Genomic DNA, 22,809 nt, shown 5'->3' with positions numbered 1-22,809 from the left:
CCTCCCGCCCCGAACATCGCGCCGGGAGGCCGACCGAGGGGCTTCCGACTCACCGAGGAATGATCAGATCGGTGAGCTGCCCTGCAGTCGGCATCCGACCACGGTGGAAGACGACGGCGACGAACATGACCACCACCGGCAGCAGCGGGATGAGTGCAGCGTCAGGCAGTCCAAGGACAGCCGCACCCGCCATCACGAGTACGACCGTCAATGCGTTGGCCAGCCGCGGCTCGCGGCCTGCGTTCGTGATTCTCGACAGCGTCACCTACTCAGAGACTGGCTGCGCTTTCGTCTGCCGCGGACGAAGCCAGGGAAACACCGCTGTGTTCCAAAACAGTACGAGGTAGAGGATCAGGGCCGACCACCAAGCGCCGATCTGATCATGGTCCGACTGGGCAGCGCCGGCGAGGATGCCCATGGTGGCGGCTGCGGCTGTCAGCCGGTACCAGGCCCGGTCTGCACCAACTTGGAAGAGGAATGCGGCAGCGAGGGCGTATGCAGTGCAGATGACTAAAGAGCAGCCGAGGGCAGGAGGCGCTGGGGTGTGCAGGTCGTGAACGTCCGCCAACGCGAGAGCGAGGGGTGGAACAGCGAGAGCGGGCATCAACACGAGGAGCGTGGGGGCCAGGCGCCAGCGTATCCCCGGCCCACGAAGCCTCCAGGCCCAGGCCCCGAGGGCAGCCATGGCAAAGATGCAAAGCGGGATGTGCACAGGCAGCGAGCACCAGCGGCCCGTACTGAAGGCGGCTGCGATCCACATCAGGGCCACTGCGGCAAGGGTCGTGGGTGGTGCAAGGAAGGAGAGCAGTGGCATCAGCCAGACCAACGGCTTCAGCATCCCAAGCAGGCCTTGGATCAGCCGGGGGCCAACGGTCGCGCCAGAAGGCTGTACCGCGGGCCAGGCGAGCAGTCCAGCGCGTGCTGCGGCCCGGCGCGGATCTCGGGCCCGGATCAGTTGGGTGATCTCTTCAGCTCCGATCTCTTTGAAAGCCTTCAGGGCCGCCTTGAAGGCTTTCTCATTCGGGAGGGGTTGGAGATCCCGAGGCGCTTCGGGGCGGTTGCCAGAGTGGATGCCCCGTGTGTGCAGGGCGGCGATCAGGGGGAGTTCCTCATCGAGGATCTCCCGCTGGCGCAGTGCGGTGAGCGCATAGCGCACCCTGTCCCAGGCGGAGAGGTCCGGCTGCTGGCGCAGACTTTCCTCCCAGAGGTTGAGGAAGCGCGAGGGGTCCGGCATTCGAGCCGCAACCCGGGCGCGTAGGAGCGTTAGGTTCTCCGCGCCGCCAAAAGTGGCGGCGAGGCGTTCGTCGGTGGCGACGACAGAGACCAGAGAGGCGGCCGCATCCAGTCGGCCCCAGGTCCAATCGCCGAGCCGCCAGCGGGCGCTGAGGAAGGCGGCGAAGTTGCTGAGCTGGTTGCCACTGAGTTTGGCGTTGACCAGGTCTTTTGGTGTGTTTGGTTCGTTCGCTTCGAGCACAGTATGTGTCGCCCAGCTGGAGTTGGCGGCAGAGACTGTGTGGAAGGCGATGTTAGGGGCTTCGAGAAGCGGGTCGGGGCGCATCGGTCCAAGGAGCGTCTCGGCGGCGGTCAGCGCGTCGACCATCTCCGGTCCTGTCCCGGCAGCGGCCTCGTACAGGGCGTTGTATGGGGCGATAGGGCCAAGACTGCGGCCAATGTTCCTGCCGAGCGCTCCGACGCGCTGCCACAGCTCTTCGTATGGCTGCGGTGGCTCAGGGAGGCCGTCGGCCGATTGCTCTGCTGGCAGGTTGAGCGCTCGCGCCAGACCCGCGCACCAGACACGCCATGCGGTGGGGGCGGTGCTGGCGGGCAGTGCGGGCATCAGAGCCACTAGCTGATTGGTCGCCAGCTGATAGGCGGCGGTGGTATCCGGAGGAAGAACGCCCCCTGTGAGGGCGTTCGCGTAGCACCGCAGCAGCAGCCGGTCCCGGGCTGCGATCAGTGTAGCGATGGCGAAGCGGTACGTATAAAGCTGCTGACGACAGTCGGCGGTGGCGACCCGGGCGGGTGGGGTGGTACCGGCTTCGTGGGCCCGGACCCAGTCCAGGAGAAACCTGATAGCGCGGGCCAAGGCAAGGGGACTGCTGCGCGGGCTGGGCAACAACTCGGCAGAGGCCTGACGCAACGCCGCGAAGAGCTGCACGGAGCCCGCTCCAGCCTCCTCGTCCAGAGGCTTCAGGGGGCTCGGGCCGGACGGCATCGGCAGCGGATCGGGGCCGGTCACGTCGGCTGGGTCCTCCAGTAGACGTACGAGTCTTCCTGCCTCTGCTGCCCCCACGGTGGCGCGGTATCGGTCCAGCTGGGCGGCTCCCGCGGAACGCAGGGCTTGGAGGGTTGGCGGCAGCACCCCGGCAAGCGTCTCCTGCCCGTGAGCGGCAGCATCTGCCGCGCGAAGCTCGAGGGCGTCGTCACGAAGGGATTCTGAACTGGCTTTCACCGCGAGTGACTTCGCAGCAAGCCGCACCAACCGAGTGACCCGGCTACTGTTTCCCTGTTCCGACTTCGGTGGGAAGGCCGGGACCGGCTGGAGGAACAGCAACCAGCGATCGACCCGCCGAGTGGCTGGAGTGCCAGCGATGGCACGGACCGCCCAGGCGACTGGGATGTTGTCCAGTAGGCCACCGTCCACCATCTCGGCGCAGCCGCCCAAGTTCTCGTCGGGGTAGCCGGTTTCACTGCTGACCCCGCGTATATCGATGTATTCAGGAGCGCCAGGTGGGGGCAGTTCGCCGCCGACGTACGCGCGGCCGGGTTCGAAGGCACCAGGGAAGGAGGACGTCGTACGAGCCGCGTAGGCGAGCCGGTCCAATGCTGCGGGTCGGGCGGTCCCGCCGGGGAAGTCCGTGAGGCCTGGGCGATGCCGAAAGCGGAAGAAGGCCTGGGACCGGCCCACCAGCAGCGGTTGGCCTAGCGTCGGTCGGACCCAATCGCGGCGGGGGCGTAGCCGAGTCGCTGTCAGGATCAGCCGGAGCGAGTCGGCCCGCTTCCATCCCGGGTCACGGGGCTTGGCAAGAAGGTCGTCGAGTGCCCGGCGCAACTCGCAGTAAAAGACTTCGTCGCCCTGCATCAGCGAAGTCGGCGGGTGAAAGGGCGTCGAACGGCGCAGCAGTCCCTCGATGTCGCCGAGACGTAACCACAGGTCGCGCACACCGGGGCCGAAGGGCATGCCGTAGACCAGATGGCAACCGAGCAAGACCCCGTTGAGGCCGCCAGCGCTAGTTCCCGCGAGGACATCGACGTCTACGTCCTCGTAGCCGCAGATCTTCAGGAGACTGCGGTAGACGGCCATTCCTTCGCTCTGGGTCGTGGCCGCTCCCGATGGCCCTGGGGCTGCGCATCGCAGCCGGGCCATTTCGCAGCAGGCGCCGCCCATCCAGACAGCGAGGCTGACTCCGCCACGCATGGCGATGGCCAGGCGCAGTTCCGCACTGCGCGATGCCGTGCTCATGCTTCCATGCTGCCCGCGGATCAGTGAGTACGCCATGCGGCCCGCAGGCGGCCGAGCCCACCAGGACCATGTCCAGTCCGGCGCTTGCACCGGCCCCCAACAAGTGAGGCAGCCTCGAAACGATCGAGCCCTGCGTGAACCTGCCGTTATCTGTAAGGAAGGACTCCAAGGAGGTTCAGACGAGCATTGATCCACGTACCCAGCCGTCCCGGGGCTCAAGGAAGAAGGGCCAGCCGTAGGCAGCCATCGGCCAACGACTCAGCAACCACCGACCAGGGATGATGAAGTTCATTCAGTGGCCGTCTGACTGGCGCACGCCAGCGTCGCCGCTGGCTGCTTCTTCTTCCGCTGCCTGCGCCTCCTCAAATCGCCCGAGGCCTTCCAAATACCGTGCGTATTTGTGCAGGCCGTGGGCAAGTGCAGGCATGTAGATGCTCGGCTGGGCAGCAGCGAGCCGGCGCCGGATCGAAATCGCTTCTTCTACCGCCGCCGCCGCTTCCTCGTAACGCCCCAGCGGTTCCAGCCGGGACGACAGGTTGCTCAGGCACGTCGCAAGTGGTGGCTCGTGAACTGCCGGCTGGGCAGTGGCGAGCCGGCGCCGGATCATCACTGCCTCGTCGATGGCTGCGAGTGCCTGGTCGTGACGTCCCGCCTGTCCAAGACGGGCGGAGAGGTTGTTAAGGCTGAGAGCAAGAACCGGAAGAAATGCGTCCGGACGTGTGGCGGCCAGCTCGCGGCGAATCGTCACAGCCTCTTGAACGGCAGCAAGCGCCTCCTCAAATCTCCCCACGTCCCGGAGCCGGACTGACATGTTGTGTACGTTGTTCGCGAGGTGGAACAGATATCGCTCCGGCTGTGCGGCGGCCAGCTCGCGGCGAATCGCGACTGCCTCGACAATGGCGGCCAGTGCTTCTTGATGGCCTCCCAGCTTTCCCAGCCTGTATGCAAGGTTGTTGAGGCTCTTGGCCAGGTCGTTCAGATGGAGATCTGGCTGTGTGGCGGCCAGCTCGCGGCGGATCTCTACCGCTTCTTGAATGGCAGCAAGCGCCTCCTCTTGGTGGCCCAGCGCGCCCAGACGAGCCGCCAGGCTGTTGAGGCATTTAGCGAGGTCAGCAAGGTGAGCCTGGGGCTGTTCCTCGTCCAACCGGCGCCAGATAGCCACCGCCTCTGTGCTGGCGGCCAGCCCTTCTTCGTGCCGCCGCAGCTGGCCGAGCCGGTAGGACGACCGATCCAGGTATCGGGCGAGGGCAGGAAGCTGGGCGGGGTCATCAGCGTGTTCGCGTTGCAGCATGACCAGGCGCTGGATCAGATCTGCGGCGAAGTCGGCAAGGTTGTGGCTGGTGCGCGGCAGCTGGCCGGCCAGGCGTTCCAGAAGGTCGGCGGAAGTGGTCGGGTCGTTGAGGATGCGTTGGAGGGCATCGACGAGTGCACGCGGATTCTCGCTCCGGGTGGCGATCTCGATCGCCGGCTCGGCGAGATGGTCTGGGTGGGTGACGCACAAGGCGGTGAGGCTGGCTTCGAGGCGGTCACGCGCGGTGGCTTGTGCGGCAGCCCGGGCGTAAACGGTAAGCAGTTGGGTGAGTTGAGACTGCGTGGCGCCGGACAACAGGTAGCCCGGCAGGTCTGGGTACCGGTACAGGTGGCGGCCGAGGAAGCGCTCGACGAGCCGGTCGGGTTGCAGGCTGTCCCATGGACGGGCGTCGGCGGACGGGTATAGGGCGTGGATCCAGGCGCGAACGGCGCTGCGACGATCCCGTGGCTGGTCGGACAAGTCCGGTACTCGTGCCAATAGTGCGTCGGCCTCGTCCTGGTCGTGGGCACTGAGCAAAAAGGCGGCAGCCAGGGCGTCGATGAGGGTGTTCATGCTGAGGGCGGGATGCAGTTGGTGGGCGGTCGCGGCGGCCTGCCAGTATCGGCGCTCGTGCCACAGCAGCCTGTCTTCGACCGTTTCGGCAATGCTGGTATGTGCCCCTTCGCTGGTTGTGCCGACTGCCGTGTCGAGGAGGTCGGCCAGGGCTGTCATATGCAGGGCTAGGGCGGTGTCGGCACCGTCCAGTGCCGGCGTGGGGAGGCTGGCGGCGAGTGCGGGCCAGGGGTGGTGTTGCCAGCCGCGCACATGTCCCAGCCTGGTAGCGAAGCTGTCCACCGCCTGCCGGTAGGCTCCAGCTCTATCGCCGTCAGTCGGCTCCAGCGACTCGAGTGCGGTCACCGGGGCGCCGTCGAGGAGTTCTTCGGCTTCATGGGTATCGGCCTGGAAATTCTCCCACCAGTCCTCGACGCTGCGGGCCAGCAGCAACACCTTCACAGGTGTACCGCCATGGTGTCGGGCGAAAACCCGCAACAGATCGGCGAGTTGAGCCGTGCGGGTCTCGGCGTAATCCACCACCACCAACGCCGGGACTGCGGCCGCGGCCAGCAGGGCAAGGTCTGCGTGACGGGCGTCGGCTCGTAGCCAGACGGTAGACCATCGGCTGTCGGCCAGCCGGCCGCCAGCCAGTTCAGTGGCAACATGATGGGCCAGGCGGGTCTTGCCCTGCCCGGCAGGGCCATGCACCAGCCAGACGCCGAAGCCTGGCTCGGCGCACCAAGCTCCCAGCTGGCTGAGGAATTCAGCGCGGCCGCGGAAGGGCACGACCGCCTGGCGGGCGCGCAACAGTGCGGCAGGTGAGGGCAACGGGCGTGGGCCTCGGCGGATGTCGGCGATATCTGCCAAGTGCTGCCATTCCACCGGTTCCAGGACACCACTGCTGTCCGGGACCGAACTGTACGCGGCCAACATGGCACGGAAGTCAAGATCGTGGTGGAGGACGTAGGCAGGGACAACTTCCAGGCCGGCATGCCCGAGCCCAGTCAGGTCCGCGGTGATCACCCCTGTGAGTAGGTCATCACAGAAGACAGCCGCCCCCGACAGACCGCCCCACGGCGAAGTGCCTACACCACTGGACTCAGGCGGCGTTTCGCGCAGGGTTAGGACGTGGCGATTGTCGACCCGCCCGGTGGAGGGGTTGACGGTGCCGGTGGCCTGCCACAGCTCAACGGGGCGGCCCGGGCGCTGGATCACATCTGGTACCCCAATGGTCTGACATGGTGTGCCGGGTCGGTCCGTAACCAGGCGTCCCCACCCAGGTCCGCTGCCGTCGGGCGGGATCCACGCTGGATCCGCCACGTGCAGCAAAGCCGCGTCATCGCGGTCGCCAGGAGCACCGCGCCAGACCACGGACGCGCTCCATTGCGCTCGCTCCCCTGGCCGGAACAGTCTCACGTCGGCGCCCTGAGGCGGGACCACATGCGCCGAGGTCAGCACCAGCCGCGGCGCAATTACATACCCGGAACCTCGCCCGCACGGCCCGTCCAAGGCCACCACTCGTTGCCGCTGCACTGGGCCCCTTGTGTCTGTCAGTCAGGGATGCGGCCCGAGACATCACCTGGGCCGATCCCCTGTTGAGGAGCGCTGTGGATGAGCAGGTCACCGCCGCCCGGCTGCTTCGGCGTCAGGGCGATCTTCACCCGGTGGATACGGCCATGGCTCATGCCGGCCTCCGCGTCGGCAGTCAAGACCCACGCCTTGAAGCCAGCTTTCACCTTGGCGTCCCGCCGCAGCTCGACGGCAAATTCCAGTTCAATGGGGCCCACCTCGAACGCCAAGTTCGAGCCCGCGCCGAGGGCAGCCGCATCCAGGAGTTCATCGCGCAACACGGCCACTGCCTGCGCTAGCTCAAGATCTTTGTTTTGCATGTCGTCTCTGGTCCCTGTCTTCGTTGCACCGTGCTTCAACGCCAGCGCTCACACCATGGACACTTTGCTCAACACCCGTCCTTCCGATCCTGCCCCGGGAAGGGGCAGGCGGATACGTGGCGCGCCGTCGGTGGGTGACTGGATGATCTCAGGCAGCCAAGATACGGGGAGTGGAAGCCAGGACGTTGCCGCATTCCCAGGCCCGTGCACCAGAGATCCCGCCAGCCGGACACCCCAGGAGAGCTGGCACGGACAGGTCCACCAGCCAGGTGCCGGGAATACAGAGATACTTGGACACGACAGGAGGGCGCGGGCCCTGCGTGACGCTGCGGCGGCCTCCCGTAGAACAGCGTGCCCCCGTATTCCGGCCCCGGGACAACCTGGCCGACCTCCGAGAGTCCGTGGCATGTCCGCCGGGCCTCATTCCTGGGGTTCGGATCGGCCTGGTTGAGATACTTTCTCCCAAGTTAGACGGAGGCTCGATTGATCATCTTTGACACGAACGCGGTGAACCTTCTGCATCCCGAGGGGCCCACTGCCGACATCATCCGGAAGTTGAGGCAGTCGGGACACCACAGGGTCGCCGTGCCCTGGATGGTCCTGGAGGAGCTGGCCGCTCACCAGGCACGGTTCTACCCCGTCAGGTACCAAGCGATCGTGAACTCCTTGGACAAGCTGCGCGAAATCCTTCCCTGGGAGCTGAAGAGCTCCCTGGAGTCCTTGGACCTGGAGCGCTTCCTGGACTACTGGCGGCAAGCTTACGGGGAGATCTTCGAGGTCATCGAGACCAGCGACGCGGCCATCCGCAGGGCCTATCAGCGTGAGGCAATGGCTCTTCCGCCAGCGAAGCGAAACAAGGACCGTTCCGAGGGCGGCCGTGATGCGGCGATCTGGTTCTCCATCCTGGATTTTCTTGAGCAGAACCCCGACCAACACGCATACTTCGTCACCGACAACACCTCCGATTTCGGCGACGGCACCACCTACCCGTACCCAATGAACGAGGACATCCGCGGTCTGGAGAACCGGCTGACGAGGCTCAAGGACTTCGCCCAGGTCGTTTCCCAGTTCACCCAGGAGGTCTCCGGGAAGGACGCGGAGGCCGCTGCAGCAAAGCTGCTGGCGTCGCCGTCTGTCCGGAACGGCGTGGCGGAGGCAGCGAGTGGATTGAGCACGCTCACCGGCTACACCGGTCTCGGCGACGCGGACGCACCGGAACAATGGTACGCATGGTTCGGCACGCCCGAGGTCGAACTGGTCGCCGTCACGGACGTCAAGGGCCACGCGATCGAGGGCGACGTCTGGTACACGGCCACGGCGCAGTGGCTGCTGTACGGTCTCGCGGTCGACGAGCGTGAGGCTCTGTCCGGAAACATCGCCTGCGTCTGGGAGACAAAGATCCTCTTCTCGGCGGGCGACGGCATGGGGCCGACTCTGCTCACGTCGGGCGAGCCAGCCTCTCCGGACGCCGATGACGAGCTGTGCATGAAGATCCTTCAGGGGCTCAAGAAGCGAGTCACCGACATCGCGGCGGCCGCCAAGCGCAATGTCCTCGCGGCCCGGACCCCAGCGGAACAGTTGGTCTCCGACCGGGTCGCCTCCGCTCTGTCTGGCCTTGACCTGTCCAGCGTCCGGCTTGCCCGACAGGCGGCGCTCCTCTATGGCCCGACACAGCGCATCGCCCAGCAGGCCGCCGAACAACTGAGGCTGGTCAACGGTCCTGCCCAACAGATCGCACGGCAGCTGGAGGCCAACCGCGCTGCCCTCAACGCAGCGATCAACGCTCCCGGGCTGCACATCGCCCAGCAGGTCGCCCAGCAGCTCGCTGCCATGCCCCGGCTCGACGTCGCTGTGCCCCGGATCGACATTCCTGGCTATACGTACCAGCCGCACAGTGGTGAAGCCGTGCGCAGGGACGATGCCGCGACGCAGGAGCAATCGGGACCGGCCGCCCCTGTCGCCCGGGAAGCCGAATCGGCAGACGACGAGACAGGTACGGATGACAGCAGCCCGGGCGAGTGATTCAGGTCCAGGTCGGCAGTGCCGCCAGCGGCGGCACTGGGGCTGGCTGCGTGCTTGGCGTGGTCCGGGACGGCCATAGCAGAGCGGCTTGTCGCGGCGGCGTACGGTTGCGGGCGTCCGGAGCCATCGCGAGTGGCTCCGGACGCCCGAAACCCCTGGCGCTCTCTCCTGCCATCTCCTCCCCCTTCGTCCAGGACGGCGTCGCCGCCCTTGATGTGCGTTCCATCGCCGCGAGGAACGCGCGGTCGTCCAGGTCCCCGGGTGACGCTCAGGTCGGCGAGGGTGCCGACATACGCGGTCGTGAACCGGTCGTGCCACTGGCCCAGTACGCGCCGCTCTCACGCCCGCGTGCCACTACGTGGTGCGTGTCAAAGCAGTCAACGGCGCTGTGCAGTGGTAGCCTCCGAGCGCCGGTCTGCGAAGGACTGGACCGTGTGCCGGAGCTGTCCCGGACGCTCCACGGCACCAACAGAGGGTGTGGGGCACCCACTTCGCGCTTGTTGTCCTCCATGACACGCATCGCGTGGTGATCCAGCCGGCCGGGCGGCGACGAAGGATTCACCGTGCCGAGCTCGTTTCGCCGTCAGGCCGTCCGCCTCCGCGCCTCCTACACCAGAGAGACTGCCGCCCTCGCCGCTCCCGGCATCGCCCGCCGCATCCCCTTCCGGGACGGCGGGCTGGGCCTGGATGTCTGCACTGCTGCGCAGCGGCGGCTGCGTGCGCTGCTGGCGCTGGGCATGTTCAACCACGGTCCGGCCAGTCTGTGGCCACGCCACGTCAGCCTGGCCGATGTCACCCGCTACACCCTGGTCGTCTCTCCTCGCTACGACGATCTGGTCATTACCTCCCGCGCTCCGTACAACGTGACCTGCTGGCTGGTCGGCCGCGACAGGCTCCCCCAGATCGGCGTGCCGGGACTGCGGGTGGAGAACTCCTACGACGAGGGATGGCGCCTGCGCCACCTCCCCACCGGCGCCACCATGACCGTGACCGCAGACCGCCACGGCCGCCTGCAGGGCAAGCCTGATCACGGCAGCAACTACTGCCGCCTCTGGACAAGCGACGTCCCCCTCAGCGAGGAGGAACATGCCGCGCTGGGCGCCCTCCCCCATCTCGGCGCCGATACCGAAAGCCTGCTCGCCGCGCTGTCGGTGCGCCTGTGCACGCACGCCCCGGACGGCAGCTGGGACATCGGCATGTGGTTCTACGATCTCACCGACCGGCCCGAGCGCGGGTACGCCCACCACCGCAGACTGTCCGTCGAGGGCGACCAGTGCACCCTCCACTGGGACTCCGATCCCCACCCGGAAGACCTCTATGCCGCCCTCACCGACCCCGTCGTCGGACTGGCCGGCACCACCGGCCACTCCACCCACGACGGATGGCACCTGCACTACGGACGCGCTCGCCTCACCGCCCACCCGGTCGCGTATAAGCCCTAGCCCTGAGGCCTCTCGCCAGCCGCGACGCGAGGACCTCCATGACCGTGGTCGCATCACCCACCGTCATGGTTTCCGACAACCCAGTACGGGTCCCGGCAGTCCATCGGCTTGCACCCCACGGCCCTGCCGGTCCGTGGGGTGCAAGCGCGCCTGCGAACAAGCGGTGTCACCAGTGCCGGCAGCAGACGTCCTCCCATGCCACCGGCAAAACCACCCGCTCATCTCAACTCTCCTGTCCAACAGCGGTATAGGGGCAGAGTTCTGCAGGCATCGGACTTCGAACAGCGGTTTGATAGCCCCATGCAGAGGCGGAAGAGAGACGCTCGTTGCGTACACACCGTGTTTGAGGTGACGATCATGCAGAGAACGTCGGCCGATCCCACCGTCACTGGGGGCGGAAACCGTACGTGACCCCTTCACTCCACCGCCGTGACCACCAGGGCAGCGGCGATCAGGTTCCTGCGAGCGCGAGCTACCGGGTGCAGGCGAGCGACGACTCGATCGCCGCAGGCGGAGACATCGGCACAGCCATCACCGGCGATCACAATGCCGTCACGCAGGTCTATATCCTGCCGTCATCCGGCGGCGGCACAGGCACAAAAGCCCCCACGGCCCGCCTCATCAGCGAGTGCCATCCGCTCGACCTGGAAGTGCATCACGCGATCCATGTCGCCGCCGAGGACGGCGAGTTGCCCGTCTATGTGCCACGCGAGCACGACCTCCACCTGCAGCGCATCGTGGAAGCCGCCCGGGCGGGCAGGAGCCAACTGTGCATGCTGGTGGGCGCGTCATCCACCGGCAAGACCCGCGCGTGCTGGGAGGCGATCCAGGTCCTGGCCGTCGACGGCTGGCGGCTGTGGCATCCCATCGACCCCACCCGCGCCGACGCGGCGCTGGCCGGTCTGGCTACGGTGGGACCGAAGACCGTGGTCTGGTTAAACGAGGCACAGCACTATCTGGCGCAGCCTGAGAGCGGAGAGCAAGTCGCTGCGGCCTTACGGACCTTGCTGACGGACGCCCATCGCGCTCCGGTCCTCGTGGTGGGCACGTTATGGCCTGTGTACTGGGACCAGTTGGCCTCCTTGGCAACCGGGCCGGGACCCGATCCGCACGCGCAGAGCCGAACTTTGCTGGCGGGACGCCAGGTGCACGTCCCGGAGGCCTTCACCGAGCAGGATCTCGTCGCCGTGCGCAGCGCGGCACGAACCGACGCGCGGCTCGCCCAGGCCCTGACCGGGGCGGCCGACCGGCGCATCACACAATTCCTTGCCGGTGTTCCGGCGCTGCTGGAACGGCACAGGCACGCCGGCCCGGGCGCCCGGGCCCTCCTCGATGCCGCGATGGACGCACGCCGTCTGGGGTGCGGCACGGACCTGCCGGCAGCGTTCCTCGAAGAAGCGGCAACGGGCTACCTCTCCCGGTCACAGTTCGATTCCCTGGACGATGACTGGTTCGAACAGGCCCTCGCCTACACCGGCCGTCCCGTCCACGGCAACGCGAGCCTGCTGCGGCGTACACGCCGCACCCTGCAAAACGAGCGGGAAGACCGCAGTCTCCGGCTGGCCGACTACATGGAGCAGCACGGCCGCCGGACCCGCCATCACCTGTGCCCGCCGGCCTCCTTCTGGGAAGCCGCCCTACGGCACCTGCCACGCCGCGCGGACATCAGCGCGCTGGCCTCCGCGGCCTTCGCCCGGTGGCGGCTGCGCCACGCCCGCCTCCTGGACCAGCGCGCCCGTCAACTGCCCTGGCCCGATCCCGGCGTCGAGACAGAAAGCACCCCCCCTGCCTACGACTGGCCCGACGACGCCAGCCAGCCGGCCAACCATCTCGCCTGCAGGGCGCTGGCCGACCTCGCCTTCACCGCCGCCGAGGCAGCCGACTACGACCAGGCGGCAGCCCTGGCCGTGCAGGCCGCCGAATGCTGCCAGCCCGAGGCACTCGCCGAGATCGCACTACAGCACGAAGAGGCCGGGCTGACCGTCGAGGCATCCGACCTCGCTCACCACGCCGCAGCCAACGGAGCCCCGAACTGCCTGAGCCACCTGTCCCTGCTGCGCGAAACGGCGGGACTCTTCGACCAGGCCGAACACTACGCACGCGCCGCCGCCGAGTACGGACTCACCAACGCCCTGACCGACCTGGCCCTACGCCGCGAAACAGCAGGAGACACCGAGCACGCCGAAAGCCTCTGGGAAGCCGCCGCGGCTTACGGCCACCCCGAAGCACTCGCCACCATCGCCCGCTACCAGTACGAAGCCCGCGACCTCGACGGCGCAGCCCGCACCGCCCGCGAAGCACTCGACCGAGGAGACGCCGCCTACTTCCACCGCACCCCGCCCCTCTGGGAAGCGCTCTGGCCGCACGGCATCGAACCAGACGGCACCCCCACCCCCCACCCCGACCACACCTGGTAGCGTCCGTGTCGAACAGAGGGCCCCGCCGTCAACTGCACTCGTATCAGGGGGATTCCACGGATCGGGCCGGCAACTCGGCTTGGTTACGCTCGTGTTGTCGGTGTGAGATGACCTTGGCCGATGTCCCGGTAGCCAGACCGGGCGCATGTCTTCCCCGCCTCCCCGATCGGTAGGAAGACAACGCCCCCTGTCTGCCGCATCACCAACAGGCCGAGGGATCCGAGGACCCCTGGCGAAGTTCTCCGCACTCCGCACTTCACCCCATACGATGCCTTCCCCAACACGTGATGGAGTGTGAGGTAGAGCTGTGGTCACCCTGCTGCTGACTTCACTGCCCGGCGCCGTCGTTGGCCTCGTCATAACCGTGTTGTTCGAAGACCAGCTCAAGAACACGGCGGCTCATCTCATCGGCCGGATCCGCAGACCCAACCGAGAGATCGCAGGCAAATGGGCAACCTACTGGGGCGTCACCTCGGATCCCACCTCCTCACCCACGGCCAGGGAGACCACGACCACGATCGTGACCTTCGATCTCAAGCGGCTGCTGACTCGCGTGACGGGAAGGGACATCGAGCGTGCAACATCCGGGATCGAGGCCAGCCTCAAGGACGCGACCTTCTTGACAGGCACGTGGTGGGACCACACCGGTGAGCGCTACCAGTGGGGAGCGTTCCAGCTGTGGTGGTCGCCTGACGGCCAGGGAATGATCGGCAAGTTCATCGGAAAAGATTCCAGGAACCACATCAACCACGGAATCTGGCTCTGGGCACGCGACAAGTACGATCTGCCGAAACTCGCAGAAAAAGCGAACAACCGCGGCTACCCGTTCGACGATCTGGACGCTTTCCTGGAGGGGATCAGAACCGCACTGGACACTCAGCGGACGTGATTTCTACGGGCAGGATCTCAGCCGCCGCACCCTGATCCCCGTCGTCAGAAGGTGGGCTGGTCAGCGCCGTCGCTCGTGTTGTCGTAGGCGTTGACGTAGGCGAGCCGGAACGTGGGGCCGCACCGGCCACCGTCGCTGTAGAGCGCCTCGTCACCGAGCAACTGGTGCGCCGCCACGGAGAAAACACCCTCCACCGAGCCGACGACCTTGCCGCTCTTGTCGAGGAACACGTACCGGATGTCATACGCCATCGAGTACGCGGCGTGATTGCGCAGCCAGAACGTCATCTGCGGCGTGTCCCCCACCTCGCAGTCGCTCTGCACCCGGTACAGGTCCTTGACCGGGTGCAGGTAACTCCGGCTCGGTGACGGGCTGCTCACGGCCTGCCCGCCCTCCGGCGAGGACACAGACGAACAGCCGCCGGCAGCTAAGAGCAGGACCAAAGCAGCGGCAGCGAAGCGGTGGCGCACCTGCTCAGCTTGGCAGACCCCAAGAGGGCACACCGTGCTTTACCGCAGGTCCCGAGGCGACTACGTGTCCGTAGGGTCTTAGGTGCCCGTGAGTTCGGCACGGGGATCGTGCTGGCCTTGCGGCGGCAACGCCGAGCTTGCCTGCGCTTCGGTCACTGCAGCGCGCCGATTGTTAGGGCTATCGAGCATCTCCGAGACGACCACCCTCGTGGTGGCCGGAGGAGGCGCGGGATCCGAGCGGGCCAAAGCCGAGACCCCCGGTATCCGCCGGGCCGCCCCGGACGAGTTCGCGAGTTCGCCCAGCTATCGCCGACACCTCAACTGCGGTCTTCGGTACGGGGGTTCCTCGCTGCACAAGGCCAGCAGGATGGAGCCCTGCGGCCACCCTCCGCTCGGCGCCGCCCCCGCGGCCCCGGCTGGTCTGCCCCGTCGAGCCGGAGCCGCGTGCGGATGACGTGCGGGAAGGGGGCGGGGTCAGACCTTCCAGGACCGCAGTTGGTCGGCGACGGCGAGGACGCCGAGGCGGGTGTCGCGGATCTTGCGTACGAGATCGGACAGGGCCCCGTAGGGAGGGTCGATGCCCTCACCGCACTGGTCCATGTACTGCGCGGCGATGAACGCCGCGTACAGGCTGTTGCGGTGCGGCAGCGGCTCCAGGCGCACGATGGTGTGCATCAGCGCGGCCGCCCGCCAGGCGGCGTCCGGGTCGGCCGCGGCCAGCGTCGGCAGCCGGGTCTTATGCCGGACCACGGCCGCCACGAGCGCGGAGTAGTCCAAGACACTCATGTCCTCCTCCGCCAGGGCGGCCTCCTGGACATCGAGGAGCCAGGCAACATCGACGTACAGGTGCGGCCCCGTCACGCCGCTCGGAGGGCGGCACCTCGTCGGGAAACGCCGCGTCGAACTCCTCGCGCGGTATGCCGCCCGGGTCGGCCGGATACAGGCGCCCAGGAGTTGTCCCCCGTCACAGACCACGCGACGAAGCGGTTGAGGCATACTCGGCTGGTGGTCTCCCCGATGCGTCCGCCCGCACCGCGTCCGTGCGACAGCTGCCCCTACCGGCGCGATGTGCCCTCCGGGGTCTGGTCACACGAGGAATACGAAAAGCTCCGCCGCTACGACGCTGCCACCCCCGAGCAGCCACCGGGCTTATTCCAGTGCCACCAGGCTGATGCGGACGGCTCCATCCGCCGCATCTGCGCAGGCTGGGCCGGCTGCCACAGCGGCGAAGGTCTCCTGGGTTTGCGTCTTGCCTTGTTCGAGGACCGTATCGACGCGGAAACCTTCCGCGCGGCGGCCCACTACCGCTCCCCCGTCCCGTTGTTCGACTCCGGCACCGAAGCGGCTGATCACGGCCAGGCAGACATCCACCGACCCGACCACGCCGCCGCCCTGCTGATCCACAAGATCATCCGCACCCGAACCGACCTGACCAGCCCCTAGCCACAGCGCAACACCCTCCGGCTCAGGTAGGCGAGTTCGCCGATCCAGTCTCCTCCGCACAAGCGACGGCTGCCGGCTCCTGGCCACGATGAGCATCCCCACCGGCTGGTGCAAGGGATCCGGCAGAACGCTGTTGGGCATGCCGTCGGTTTGACAACCAGGGCCAAGGTCGTCTGGAGGCTCCTGTGAAGCAGACCGTTCCAGTTTGTCGGCGACGCCTCAAAAGTGATTCTGGATCACTTTTGAGGCGTCGCCGACAATATAGGAAGGGTTTCTCTTCTGGGGCTGTCTGGTTACTCATGTGGCCGTCTGGTGGGCTTCCCGTAGTGCTGCCAGTCGGTTCGCCAGTTCCGCGGGACCGATGCTGCTCAATGCCCAGAGGCTGCTGATTCTGCGGGACTGCTGCCAAATTGGGCCCTTCTTCGGGGTGTGGAAGGGCAGCACGACGGTGCCGTGAACGTCGAAGGGGCCGACGTCGAGGTAGCGCAGGCCTCCTGTGCCGCATAGATAGTGGGCACTGTTGGTGGCTGCTGCGAGATCGGCGAGCCGCTCAGAACGCCCGGACCGGGTCGGGATGTCGCTGCTGTCCCGCACGTCGCCTGACCAGCCCAGCACGGTGAGGAGGGCGATCGTTGATGTTCTCGCGGAGTCGGCGACGTGCGCTGAGGCGTCCAGCGTGTCCAGGACCGCGTTCAGGACGTCTTGGACGGCATCCCAATGGCGGCTGCGGCGGTAGTACTGGCGTACGAGCAGTTCGACCCTTCGGTGTGAGCGGCGCTGATCAGCCAGCCTGGCCTGGCTGATCAGTGTCGGCCGTCCGTGGGGAAGGTGGGTCGGGAGGGTGAGCCACTGCTGCGTGGCGGGGTCGTCCAGGGCAGCGAGGCGGGTTCTGTGCTGGTAGTCGCGCCGGGTGAACTGGACGTCGTCCAGGACGATCCACCGGTCCGCGGCATAGAGCTTGGCCAGCGTGGACAGCCGGGGGAACAGGTTGGGCTGATGGATCGCGCACATCCCGCCCGGCGAACCGACGCGGGGTGACTCACCGGTCGATGAGGCGGCTGTCGAAGCCGGCGCCCAAGAGGCGCTGGTAAGCGTCATGCACATCCCCCGGTACGTCCTGCTCGACGGCGAAGCCGAGCTTCGGGTACTCGATCACCCGCTGCAGGTCGCCGACGAGCATGTCGACGACGAGTTTCTCGTCGCCGATCGACTTGATGTAGTCGTCCAACTCCAGCGGCTCGGAGGCGCAGACGACCTCGGCCTCGGGCCACAGCTTGCGGCAGGTGGCATAGGAGCGGCGCTCCATGTAGGGCTTGGAGATCAGCAGCAGCGAATCCACCGTGATACCCGTCTCGGCCAGCAACTCCCTTGAGAACGTGATGTTCTGGCCGGTGTTCGCGGCCTGCGGCTCGACCAGGATCGCCTCGTCCGGGACACCGAGGTTCAGCGCGTGCTCGCGGTAGTGGACGGCTTCGCCGCGCGGGAAGCGGGCGCGGGTGGTGGGGCTGTTGCCGCCGGTGAACACCACGACGGGGAAGAGGTCGGCGCGGTAGAGGTCGGCGGCTGCGGTGGCGACGCCGAGGTCGTGGCTGCCCAGGCCGATCGCCGCCGAGCAGGGCCGCTGCTTGTGGCCCATCTGGTGGTAGTTCCAGATCAGCGTGGCGTCGTGGAACTGCTCGTCGGTGATCTGGCGCTGTTCGTGCTGGGGCACTGGCACTCCCTGGCTCATCCCTGCTGGTCCTTTCGGATGCCCTCGATGCTGCGCAGCTGGTGGCTCAGCCCGTACTGGCGGGCCACCTGTGCCGCCTGGTCGAGGACGGACAGCCCATCATTGCGGGTCGCCGTATCCGACAGAAGGATGTGCCCGTACGCGGTGTCCAGTCGCACCCGCTGCATCGGGGAGTCGACCGTGCCGGTGGTGCGTGCGATGTCGATGTAGTGCAGGGCCTGCTTCAGGTCGCCGCCGCCGCGGTGGGCCAGGGCGAGTTTCTGGTGGGCGACCGACCAGTCCTCGGGCTCGCCCAGGTCTTCGAAGGAGCGGGTGGCTTCGGCCATGACGCCGGTGGCGTACGCGTTGTTGCCCTCCTTGCTCAGCGCCGTGCCCACCCACAGCCGGGCCCTGGCGCGGTCGCGCGGACTCAAGCGCTCGTCGGCGGCGAGGAGTTCGTAGCGGCGGGCAGAGGATTCCAGCTGGCCCGACATCTCCTGGACGACAGCCAGGGACAGCTCGATCTGGGCCACCCGGCGCGGGATGTCGAGCTCGGTGAACATGCCGCGGGCGGTCAGGTAGGAGTGCCGGGCGGAGAGCGGACCGATGATGGCGCCCTGATCGCGCTGGAGGTCGCCGAGCAGCACGAGGGATCGGCCGTACAAGTAGAGGCCCTTGTCGTCCAGTTGATGGGGTGCACGGCTGCCAAGCCAGCGGTTCAACAGGGTGGAGGCGAAAGGAAAGTCCTGGCGGCTGATGCACACGACAGCGCGCTCGATGTCCTCCATCCAGGTCTCGTAGTCCGCCGGCCGCGCGCTCTTGCGGTCGGGGAACAGCGCTGTCTCGAAGCGGGCTTGGGCTGCTGAGTCGGCGCGGGCGAGGGCGGTGTCGAGGATGGCCTGGGTGTCCGGCCGGGGCTGCGTCTCGGTGCCGAGACTTTCCCACTTCGCGACCGTGCGCAGGGCGACACCGAGGTGCTCGGCGAAGGCGCGCGTGCTCATGCGCAGCGCAGCGCGCAGGGCGCTCGCCTCCCTGCCACTCCACTGCTGCACGCTGACCACGGCTGACCTCCCTCCGTCACGTATGGAAGCACTCTCGGTGACGGCATGGGGCGGGAAGTGCAACGGAAGTACAACAGCAGGCCATTTCGAGGCCGTTGGCGCCAGCCGACGCTGTGGGCATGGACGACGAACTCATCACCGAACGCCGCCCCGTCACCTTCCCGCCCGTCTTCGGCTACCTACGTCACGTCACCGGCGGGCTGCCCCGTCACGCCGCGCTCGTCGACTGCCTCACCGCATACTGCGACCGGCACGAACTGGCCCTGTGCGCGGTCTTCACCGAACGCGACCGCAGCGTTGTCATCCGCTCCCCCGCCTTCGTGGGCCTGCTCGACGCCCTCGAGCTTCCTGACACCTACGGTGCCATCGTTCCGGCCCTCAGCCACCTCGGCCCCAGGAGCCTTGGGGCCGAGCGCAAGCGGCAGGTAACAGCGGCGGGCGCCCGTCTGATCGTGGTCCGTCCTCTCACGCCGACCCCGCGATCCGCCTCTTTGCCAAGCGCAAGCCTGAGCTTCCAGCAGCAGGGGGATACGTGATGTCGGTGCGTGACGCCTTGCGAAGCGCCCCCCTGGCCGGCGACGTGCCGGGACTACGGCTGCTGAAGGTCGGCGACGGCTGGGACGTCGTGCGCACCTGCGCCGAGATGGGCCTGTTGGCGTTGGCCTATCTGCGCGGCACCGGGGCCTGCGTCGGCCCCGTCCTGTACGACAAGCCCAACAGTTGCCTCTACTACGCCGTCCCGACCGGTACCGCCGCCTGCTGGGACGGGCTGCCCGTACGGCACCTCTCCAGCGATTCCTGGCTCGTCGCGCCCGGCCTGGAACTGCTCGACGACTGGTTCGGCGGATGGTGCGAGCTGCCCGACGACGACACCCTCACCGACTCCGACGCCCTGCGCACCGCGCTCCAGCACCCGTACACCGCCGTGGCCAGGGACGAGAGCCACGCCGACGCCTGCCGCCCAGAGCAGACACCCCGCCGGCCGCAGCAGCACCCCCCACCCGACTCCGAGGGGACCTCGTGACGATCGATCCCGTCTCGCCCAACACCGTCCTCGCCAACGCCCTTCTGCGCGCCGAGGACGTCCTGACGCCCCGCATCCTGGCCACCGCGCCCGAGAGGATCGTGCTGGCCGTCGGCACCCAGATCAACGGCGCCCCGCACATCGGCACCTCCCTCGTGCAATCCCTCGCCTTCGCCCTGGCCGGCCGCCTGCGCGACCGCTTCGGCATCCCCACCGAGGTCCTCTTCCACGCCCTCGACAACGCCCCCTACGAGCTGGCCACCGACCCGGCCAGCGGCCACTGCTATCAGCGCGCCTACGCCCAGGCCCTCGGCGAGAAGGCCCTGACCGACCTCGTCGGCGCCCTGTACCGGCCCCTGTTCACGGCCCTGTCGCGACGCCTGGGTATCCCTTACTGCGTCGAGACCTACAGCCGGCAGCAGGCCGGCGAGCACTTCCGCCGCACCTGGCTGCGTCTGCTGCCTCGCCTCGACGCCGCCCGCTGGTGGCTCGCGCCCTCCACCGGCACTCCGCACCTGCGCATCCCATGCCCCCGCCCGGGCTGCGGCTGGGCCGAGAAACACGCCGAGCGCACCAGCGTGCATCTCACCGACCGCGACAGCGCCACCGTCGCCGCCGTCTGCCTGCACCACGGCCCCTACCAGGCCGACATCACCCCCGCCGCCGGCGGCTACCTCGACCTGGCCACCCTCTACCGCAACCTCGTCAAGGAACTCGCCCTCACCAGCACACCGACCGGCGCCACCCTGCACGTCATGGTCAAGGGCGGCGACTGGATCTTCGGCTCCCTCCTGGTCGACGAGGCCCTCCAGGCCGTTGGCCTCACCCGCGCCCAGCTCCCCGCCCGCCTGTTCTGCCCGCAGATCGTCACCCACACCGGCGCGAAGCTGTCCAAGTCCCTCATCCGCGAAGGCCGCGCCCCCTTGCCCGACGGCGCCGCCGACTGGATGCTCGACACCCGGCAGTGGCCCGGTAGCGTCACCGACTACGCCGATCAACTCCTCGCCGTAGCCCGGACCTTGCTGTCGGATCCCCGGCACTTCTTCCGCTCGTACTCCGCGGCCGAGATCGGCCGCCTGATCAACGCACCAGCGCCCAGGAGCATCCCCGCACCATGACCGACAGCACTCCCCGCCTCCGCGAACTCAACCTCTACCGGCAGTACTTCGACCTCGTCGCCGCCGGCACCAAGACCATCGAAGTACGGGTGAAGTACCCCCACCTCACCGACCTCGCCCCCGGCGACACCATCCGCTTCCGCATCAAAGGCAGCGATGAGACCTGCGACGTCCAGGTCGAACGAGTCAGGGAGTATCCGGACTTCGAGGCCCTCCTCGATGGCGAAGGACCCGCCAACGTCAACCCCACCGCCACCCGCGACGAACAACTCACCACCATCCGCGCCATCTACCCGCCCGAGAAAGAAGCCCTCGGCGCCCTCGCCATCAAAATCACGCTGCCCCCAGCCGACTAACGTGACCGACCCCGCCACCCGCCACCCGTGGATGTCCAGCAGCAGACCGTCCAGCGGCCCGCCGACCAGGGCGGCGTAGGTCCGGTGCGACAGCGGGCCAGGATGAGGGGCATCGTGGTCGGCGCCGTAGACGCGGCCGTTCAGCAGCTGCTCATCGCCGTTCATCCGATCAGCGTCGCAGCCGCCACCGACAACGCAGGCTTGCCCAGGACCGCCTTGGGTTTGCTCACGCGGTTGGTGCGGTCGGGTTCGTTGGACCGTCACGATTGCGCTGATACGGATGTACAGGCGGTGCCGGGGTGTCACTATCGGCCGCTATGACCTTTCTCGAGGCGTCCACCCACTTCACTCCCGACACCTGCAACTTAGGCACCGACGGCATCGACTGGAGTGCCATCGCCTCCGCGGAGGCGATGAGCGCCTTCTGCGGCATCATGGCGGGCTTCGTCCTCGCCGGCCTGGTCACCGTGATCGGACAGAAGAACCCCGCGGGCGGGGACGGCCACGCGTCACGCGGCCTGAAACTCTTCCTGCCCTGCTTCATCGGACTGGCGACGGCGTCGTACCTGTATGCCCTGACGGCCGGGGAGCTGGTGTGCCCCCGGGCCATCACAGAGCAGCTGTTTTCCGGAGCCATCCTCGCCGCGGACGCCCTGATCGTGGTCGTCGCACTCGCCTGGCTCCTGCCGGCCTACGACCGCAACCAGCACGGCGAAGTCCGCTTCTTCCGTGGCTTGATCCTCTTCGCGGCGCAGTTCTCGATGCTGATGGTCACCGTGTCCTCTGACGGATTCAACAACTCGGTGCTCGAGCGGCACGTCAACGGCCTCGCCACCGGGCTCGTGTACGGCGGCGGCGTCGCCTTCATGGGCGTCATCCTCTTCGTCTGGTTGAAACGCCTCCCCCAGACACCACCACCGCCCACCCCGCTGCCCAACGGAGTGACCGCAGCTGGATGGCCTGAGCACTGGCGCGACGAGATCGTCTTGAACCGTCGCGTGCAGACCGCGGCCAAGACCTCGGTGACGGTGGGCGGTGTCCTTGCCGTGGCGGGCGGGTGCGTTGTCGGCATTGCCTGGAACCACTGGACATCCATGGCGCCGACGCTGGCCTACACCCTCTCCGGAGTCACGCTCGTACTGCCCGGACTCGCCATCATCACCGCGGTACGGTCCGCCCCACGGGCCTGACGAGCGACCCCAGCGCGGTTGAGACCAGGCCAAGATGGAGTGCCCGGTCCGCCCACGCGGCGCCCAGGCGAGGATGCGGGCGCGTGCGGCGGCCGCGCTGTCGTCGGCGGGCAGGTCGTGGACGGCCGCGGCGATGCCGAGCACGGCGAGCGCGTCGCCCTCGGTCTGCAGCAGGCCCGGCACGATGCTGAAGGAGTACATCCGCACGTGCCCGGTGGCGCGCAGCGCCTGGGCACGGAAGTCCTGGAGGTGCCGCTGCCCGGCGCGGACCTGGTCGTGCCACCGGCGATACATGGACTCGGCGTGGAGTAGGTGTTTTCTTCCGAGCGCGTTGACGCACGGCGCCCCAGATCCAGACGGTCAGCAGATCTGTCCTCGTGGGCGCAACTCGATCAATTCCCCGTGTGAACGCGCCCGTTGCAGCGGATCGTCGTTGCGGAGGGCCGGTACCCAAGGTCACAATGCGGGCAG

At 67.7% G+C, this 22,809-nt stretch carries 20 protein-coding genes; 11 read left to right on the top strand and 9 right to left on the bottom strand.

Annotated features, from left to right (window positions below; translation table 11 throughout):
* Positions 1 to 49: 49 nt before the first annotated feature.
* The 4 genes from MQP27_RS38785 to MQP27_RS38770 all read right to left on the bottom strand — a co-directional run bounded on the left by MQP27_RS38785 (position 50) and on the right by MQP27_RS38770 (position 7,198).
* A complete protein-coding gene (locus MQP27_RS38785; RefSeq protein WP_242774186.1) occupies positions 50 to 265 on the bottom strand; it encodes a hypothetical protein in 216 nt (71 codons plus the stop codon).
* Positions 266 to 3,463 carry a DUF3376 domain-containing protein gene (locus MQP27_RS38780; RefSeq protein ID WP_242774182.1) on the bottom strand — a complete coding sequence of 1,066 codons (3,198 nt, stop codon included), beginning with the start codon at positions 3,461 to 3,463 and terminating at the stop codon, positions 266 to 268.
* Positions 3,464 to 3,755: 292 nt separating this feature from the next.
* Entirely contained in the window at positions 3,756 to 6,524 is a 2,769-nt protein-coding gene (locus MQP27_RS38775) for a tetratricopeptide repeat protein (protein WP_372511423.1), read from the bottom strand.
* Positions 6,525 to 6,859: 335 nt separating this feature from the next.
* Positions 6,860 to 7,198 carry a trypco2 family protein gene (locus MQP27_RS38770; RefSeq protein ID WP_242774177.1) on the bottom strand — a complete coding sequence of 113 codons (339 nt, stop codon included), beginning with the start codon at positions 7,196 to 7,198 and terminating at the stop codon, positions 6,860 to 6,862.
* 483 nt (positions 7,199 to 7,681) lie between these two features.
* Between MQP27_RS38770 and MQP27_RS38765 the strand changes: the two genes are divergently transcribed.
* The 4 genes from MQP27_RS38765 (at position 7,682) to MQP27_RS38750 (ending at position 13,968) form a co-directional block, all read left to right on the top strand.
* Positions 7,682 to 9,220 (top strand): PIN domain-containing protein, encoded by a 1,539-nt coding sequence (locus MQP27_RS38765; RefSeq protein WP_242774176.1) that lies wholly within the window; start codon positions 7,682 to 7,684, stop codon positions 9,218 to 9,220.
* Between the two features lie 563 nt (positions 9,221 to 9,783).
* Complete coding sequence (locus tag MQP27_RS38760; protein ID WP_242774175.1) at positions 9,784 to 10,662, top strand: hypothetical protein; 879 nt, start codon at positions 9,784 to 9,786, stop codon at positions 10,660 to 10,662.
* Positions 10,663 to 11,069: 407 nt separating this feature from the next.
* Entirely contained in the window at positions 11,070 to 13,079 is a 2,010-nt protein-coding gene (locus tag MQP27_RS38755) for a tetratricopeptide repeat protein (RefSeq protein WP_242774174.1), read from the top strand.
* A gap of 307 nt (positions 13,080 to 13,386) precedes the next feature.
* Positions 13,387 to 13,968, top strand: a complete 582-nt coding sequence (locus MQP27_RS38750; protein WP_242774173.1) for a hypothetical protein — start codon at positions 13,387 to 13,389, stop codon at positions 13,966 to 13,968.
* A 44-nt stretch (positions 13,969 to 14,012) separates the two neighbouring features.
* Here MQP27_RS38750 and MQP27_RS38745 read toward each other — a convergent pair whose 3' ends face one another.
* Together MQP27_RS38745 and MQP27_RS38740 are read right to left on the bottom strand one after the other, a co-directional pair.
* The gene (locus MQP27_RS38745; RefSeq protein ID WP_242774171.1) at positions 14,013 to 14,348 is read right to left on the bottom strand and encodes a hypothetical protein; all 336 of its coding nucleotides are present in this window, start codon (positions 14,346 to 14,348) and stop codon (positions 14,013 to 14,015) included.
* A 564-nt stretch (positions 14,349 to 14,912) separates the two neighbouring features.
* The gene (locus tag MQP27_RS38740) at positions 14,913 to 15,224 is read right to left on the bottom strand and encodes a toxin Doc (protein WP_242774169.1); all 312 of its coding nucleotides are present in this window, start codon (positions 15,222 to 15,224) and stop codon (positions 14,913 to 14,915) included.
* Between the two features lie 219 nt (positions 15,225 to 15,443).
* Between MQP27_RS38740 and MQP27_RS38735 the strand changes: the two genes are divergently transcribed.
* Entirely contained in the window at positions 15,444 to 15,881 is a 438-nt protein-coding gene (locus MQP27_RS38735) for a DUF6283 family protein (RefSeq protein WP_242774166.1), read from the top strand.
* Between the two features lie 297 nt (positions 15,882 to 16,178).
* Here the strand turns inward: MQP27_RS38735 and MQP27_RS38730 are convergent, their stop codons facing one another.
* The 3 genes from MQP27_RS38730 to MQP27_RS38720 are packed head-to-tail and all read right to left on the bottom strand — an operon-like array spanning position 16,179 to position 18,650.
* Positions 16,179 to 16,892, bottom strand: coding sequence for a WbqC family protein (locus tag MQP27_RS38730; protein ID WP_242774164.1), 714 nt, complete (start codon positions 16,890 to 16,892; stop codon positions 16,179 to 16,181).
* Positions 16,893 to 16,920: 28 nt separating this feature from the next.
* Positions 16,921 to 17,610 carry a YdcF family protein gene (locus tag MQP27_RS38725; RefSeq protein WP_242774161.1) on the bottom strand — a complete coding sequence of 230 codons (690 nt, stop codon included), beginning with the start codon at positions 17,608 to 17,610 and terminating at the stop codon, positions 16,921 to 16,923.
* Complete coding sequence (locus tag MQP27_RS38720) at positions 17,607 to 18,650, bottom strand: helix-turn-helix domain-containing protein (RefSeq protein ID WP_242774158.1); 1,044 nt, start codon at positions 18,648 to 18,650, stop codon at positions 17,607 to 17,609. Before MQP27_RS38720 ends, MQP27_RS38725 begins: the two co-directional genes overlap by 4 nt.
* 119 nt (positions 18,651 to 18,769) lie before the next feature.
* Here MQP27_RS38720 and MQP27_RS38715 point away from each other — a divergent pair, with 119 nt between their 5' ends.
* The 6 genes from MQP27_RS38715 to MQP27_RS38690 all read left to right on the top strand — a co-directional run bounded on the left by MQP27_RS38715 (position 18,770) and on the right by MQP27_RS38690 (position 22,650).
* Complete coding sequence (locus tag MQP27_RS38715; protein ID WP_242774155.1) at positions 18,770 to 19,186, top strand: hypothetical protein; 417 nt, start codon at positions 18,770 to 18,772, stop codon at positions 19,184 to 19,186.
* On the top strand, positions 19,186 to 19,674 hold the full coding sequence (locus MQP27_RS38710; protein ID WP_242774152.1) for a hypothetical protein: 489 nt from the start codon (positions 19,186 to 19,188) through the stop codon (positions 19,672 to 19,674). The genes MQP27_RS38715 and MQP27_RS38710 overlap by 1 nt, the downstream gene beginning before the upstream one ends.
* A complete protein-coding gene (locus MQP27_RS38705) occupies positions 19,671 to 20,792 on the top strand; it encodes a hypothetical protein (RefSeq protein ID WP_242774149.1) in 1,122 nt (373 codons plus the stop codon). The genes MQP27_RS38710 and MQP27_RS38705 overlap by 4 nt, the downstream gene beginning before the upstream one ends.
* Positions 20,789 to 21,148 (top strand): ASCH domain-containing protein, encoded by a 360-nt coding sequence (locus MQP27_RS38700; protein WP_242774147.1) that lies wholly within the window; start codon positions 20,789 to 20,791, stop codon positions 21,146 to 21,148. The genes MQP27_RS38705 and MQP27_RS38700 overlap by 4 nt, the downstream gene beginning before the upstream one ends.
* Before the next feature lie 317 nt (positions 21,149 to 21,465).
* Positions 21,466 to 22,338, top strand: a complete 873-nt coding sequence (locus MQP27_RS38695) for a hypothetical protein (RefSeq protein WP_242774145.1) — start codon at positions 21,466 to 21,468, stop codon at positions 22,336 to 22,338.
* Positions 22,339 to 22,377: 39 nt separating this feature from the next.
* Positions 22,378 to 22,650 (top strand): hypothetical protein, encoded by a 273-nt coding sequence (locus tag MQP27_RS38690; protein ID WP_242774143.1) that lies wholly within the window; start codon positions 22,378 to 22,380, stop codon positions 22,648 to 22,650.
* Positions 22,651 to 22,809 lie beyond the last annotated feature (159 nt).

This window comes from Streptomyces cylindrosporus (assembly GCF_022698165.1).
Taxonomy (GTDB): Bacteria; Actinomycetota; Actinomycetes; order Streptomycetales; family Streptomycetaceae; genus Streptomyces; species Streptomyces cylindrosporus.
This window is presented reverse-complemented; position numbering and strand designations above follow the sequence as displayed.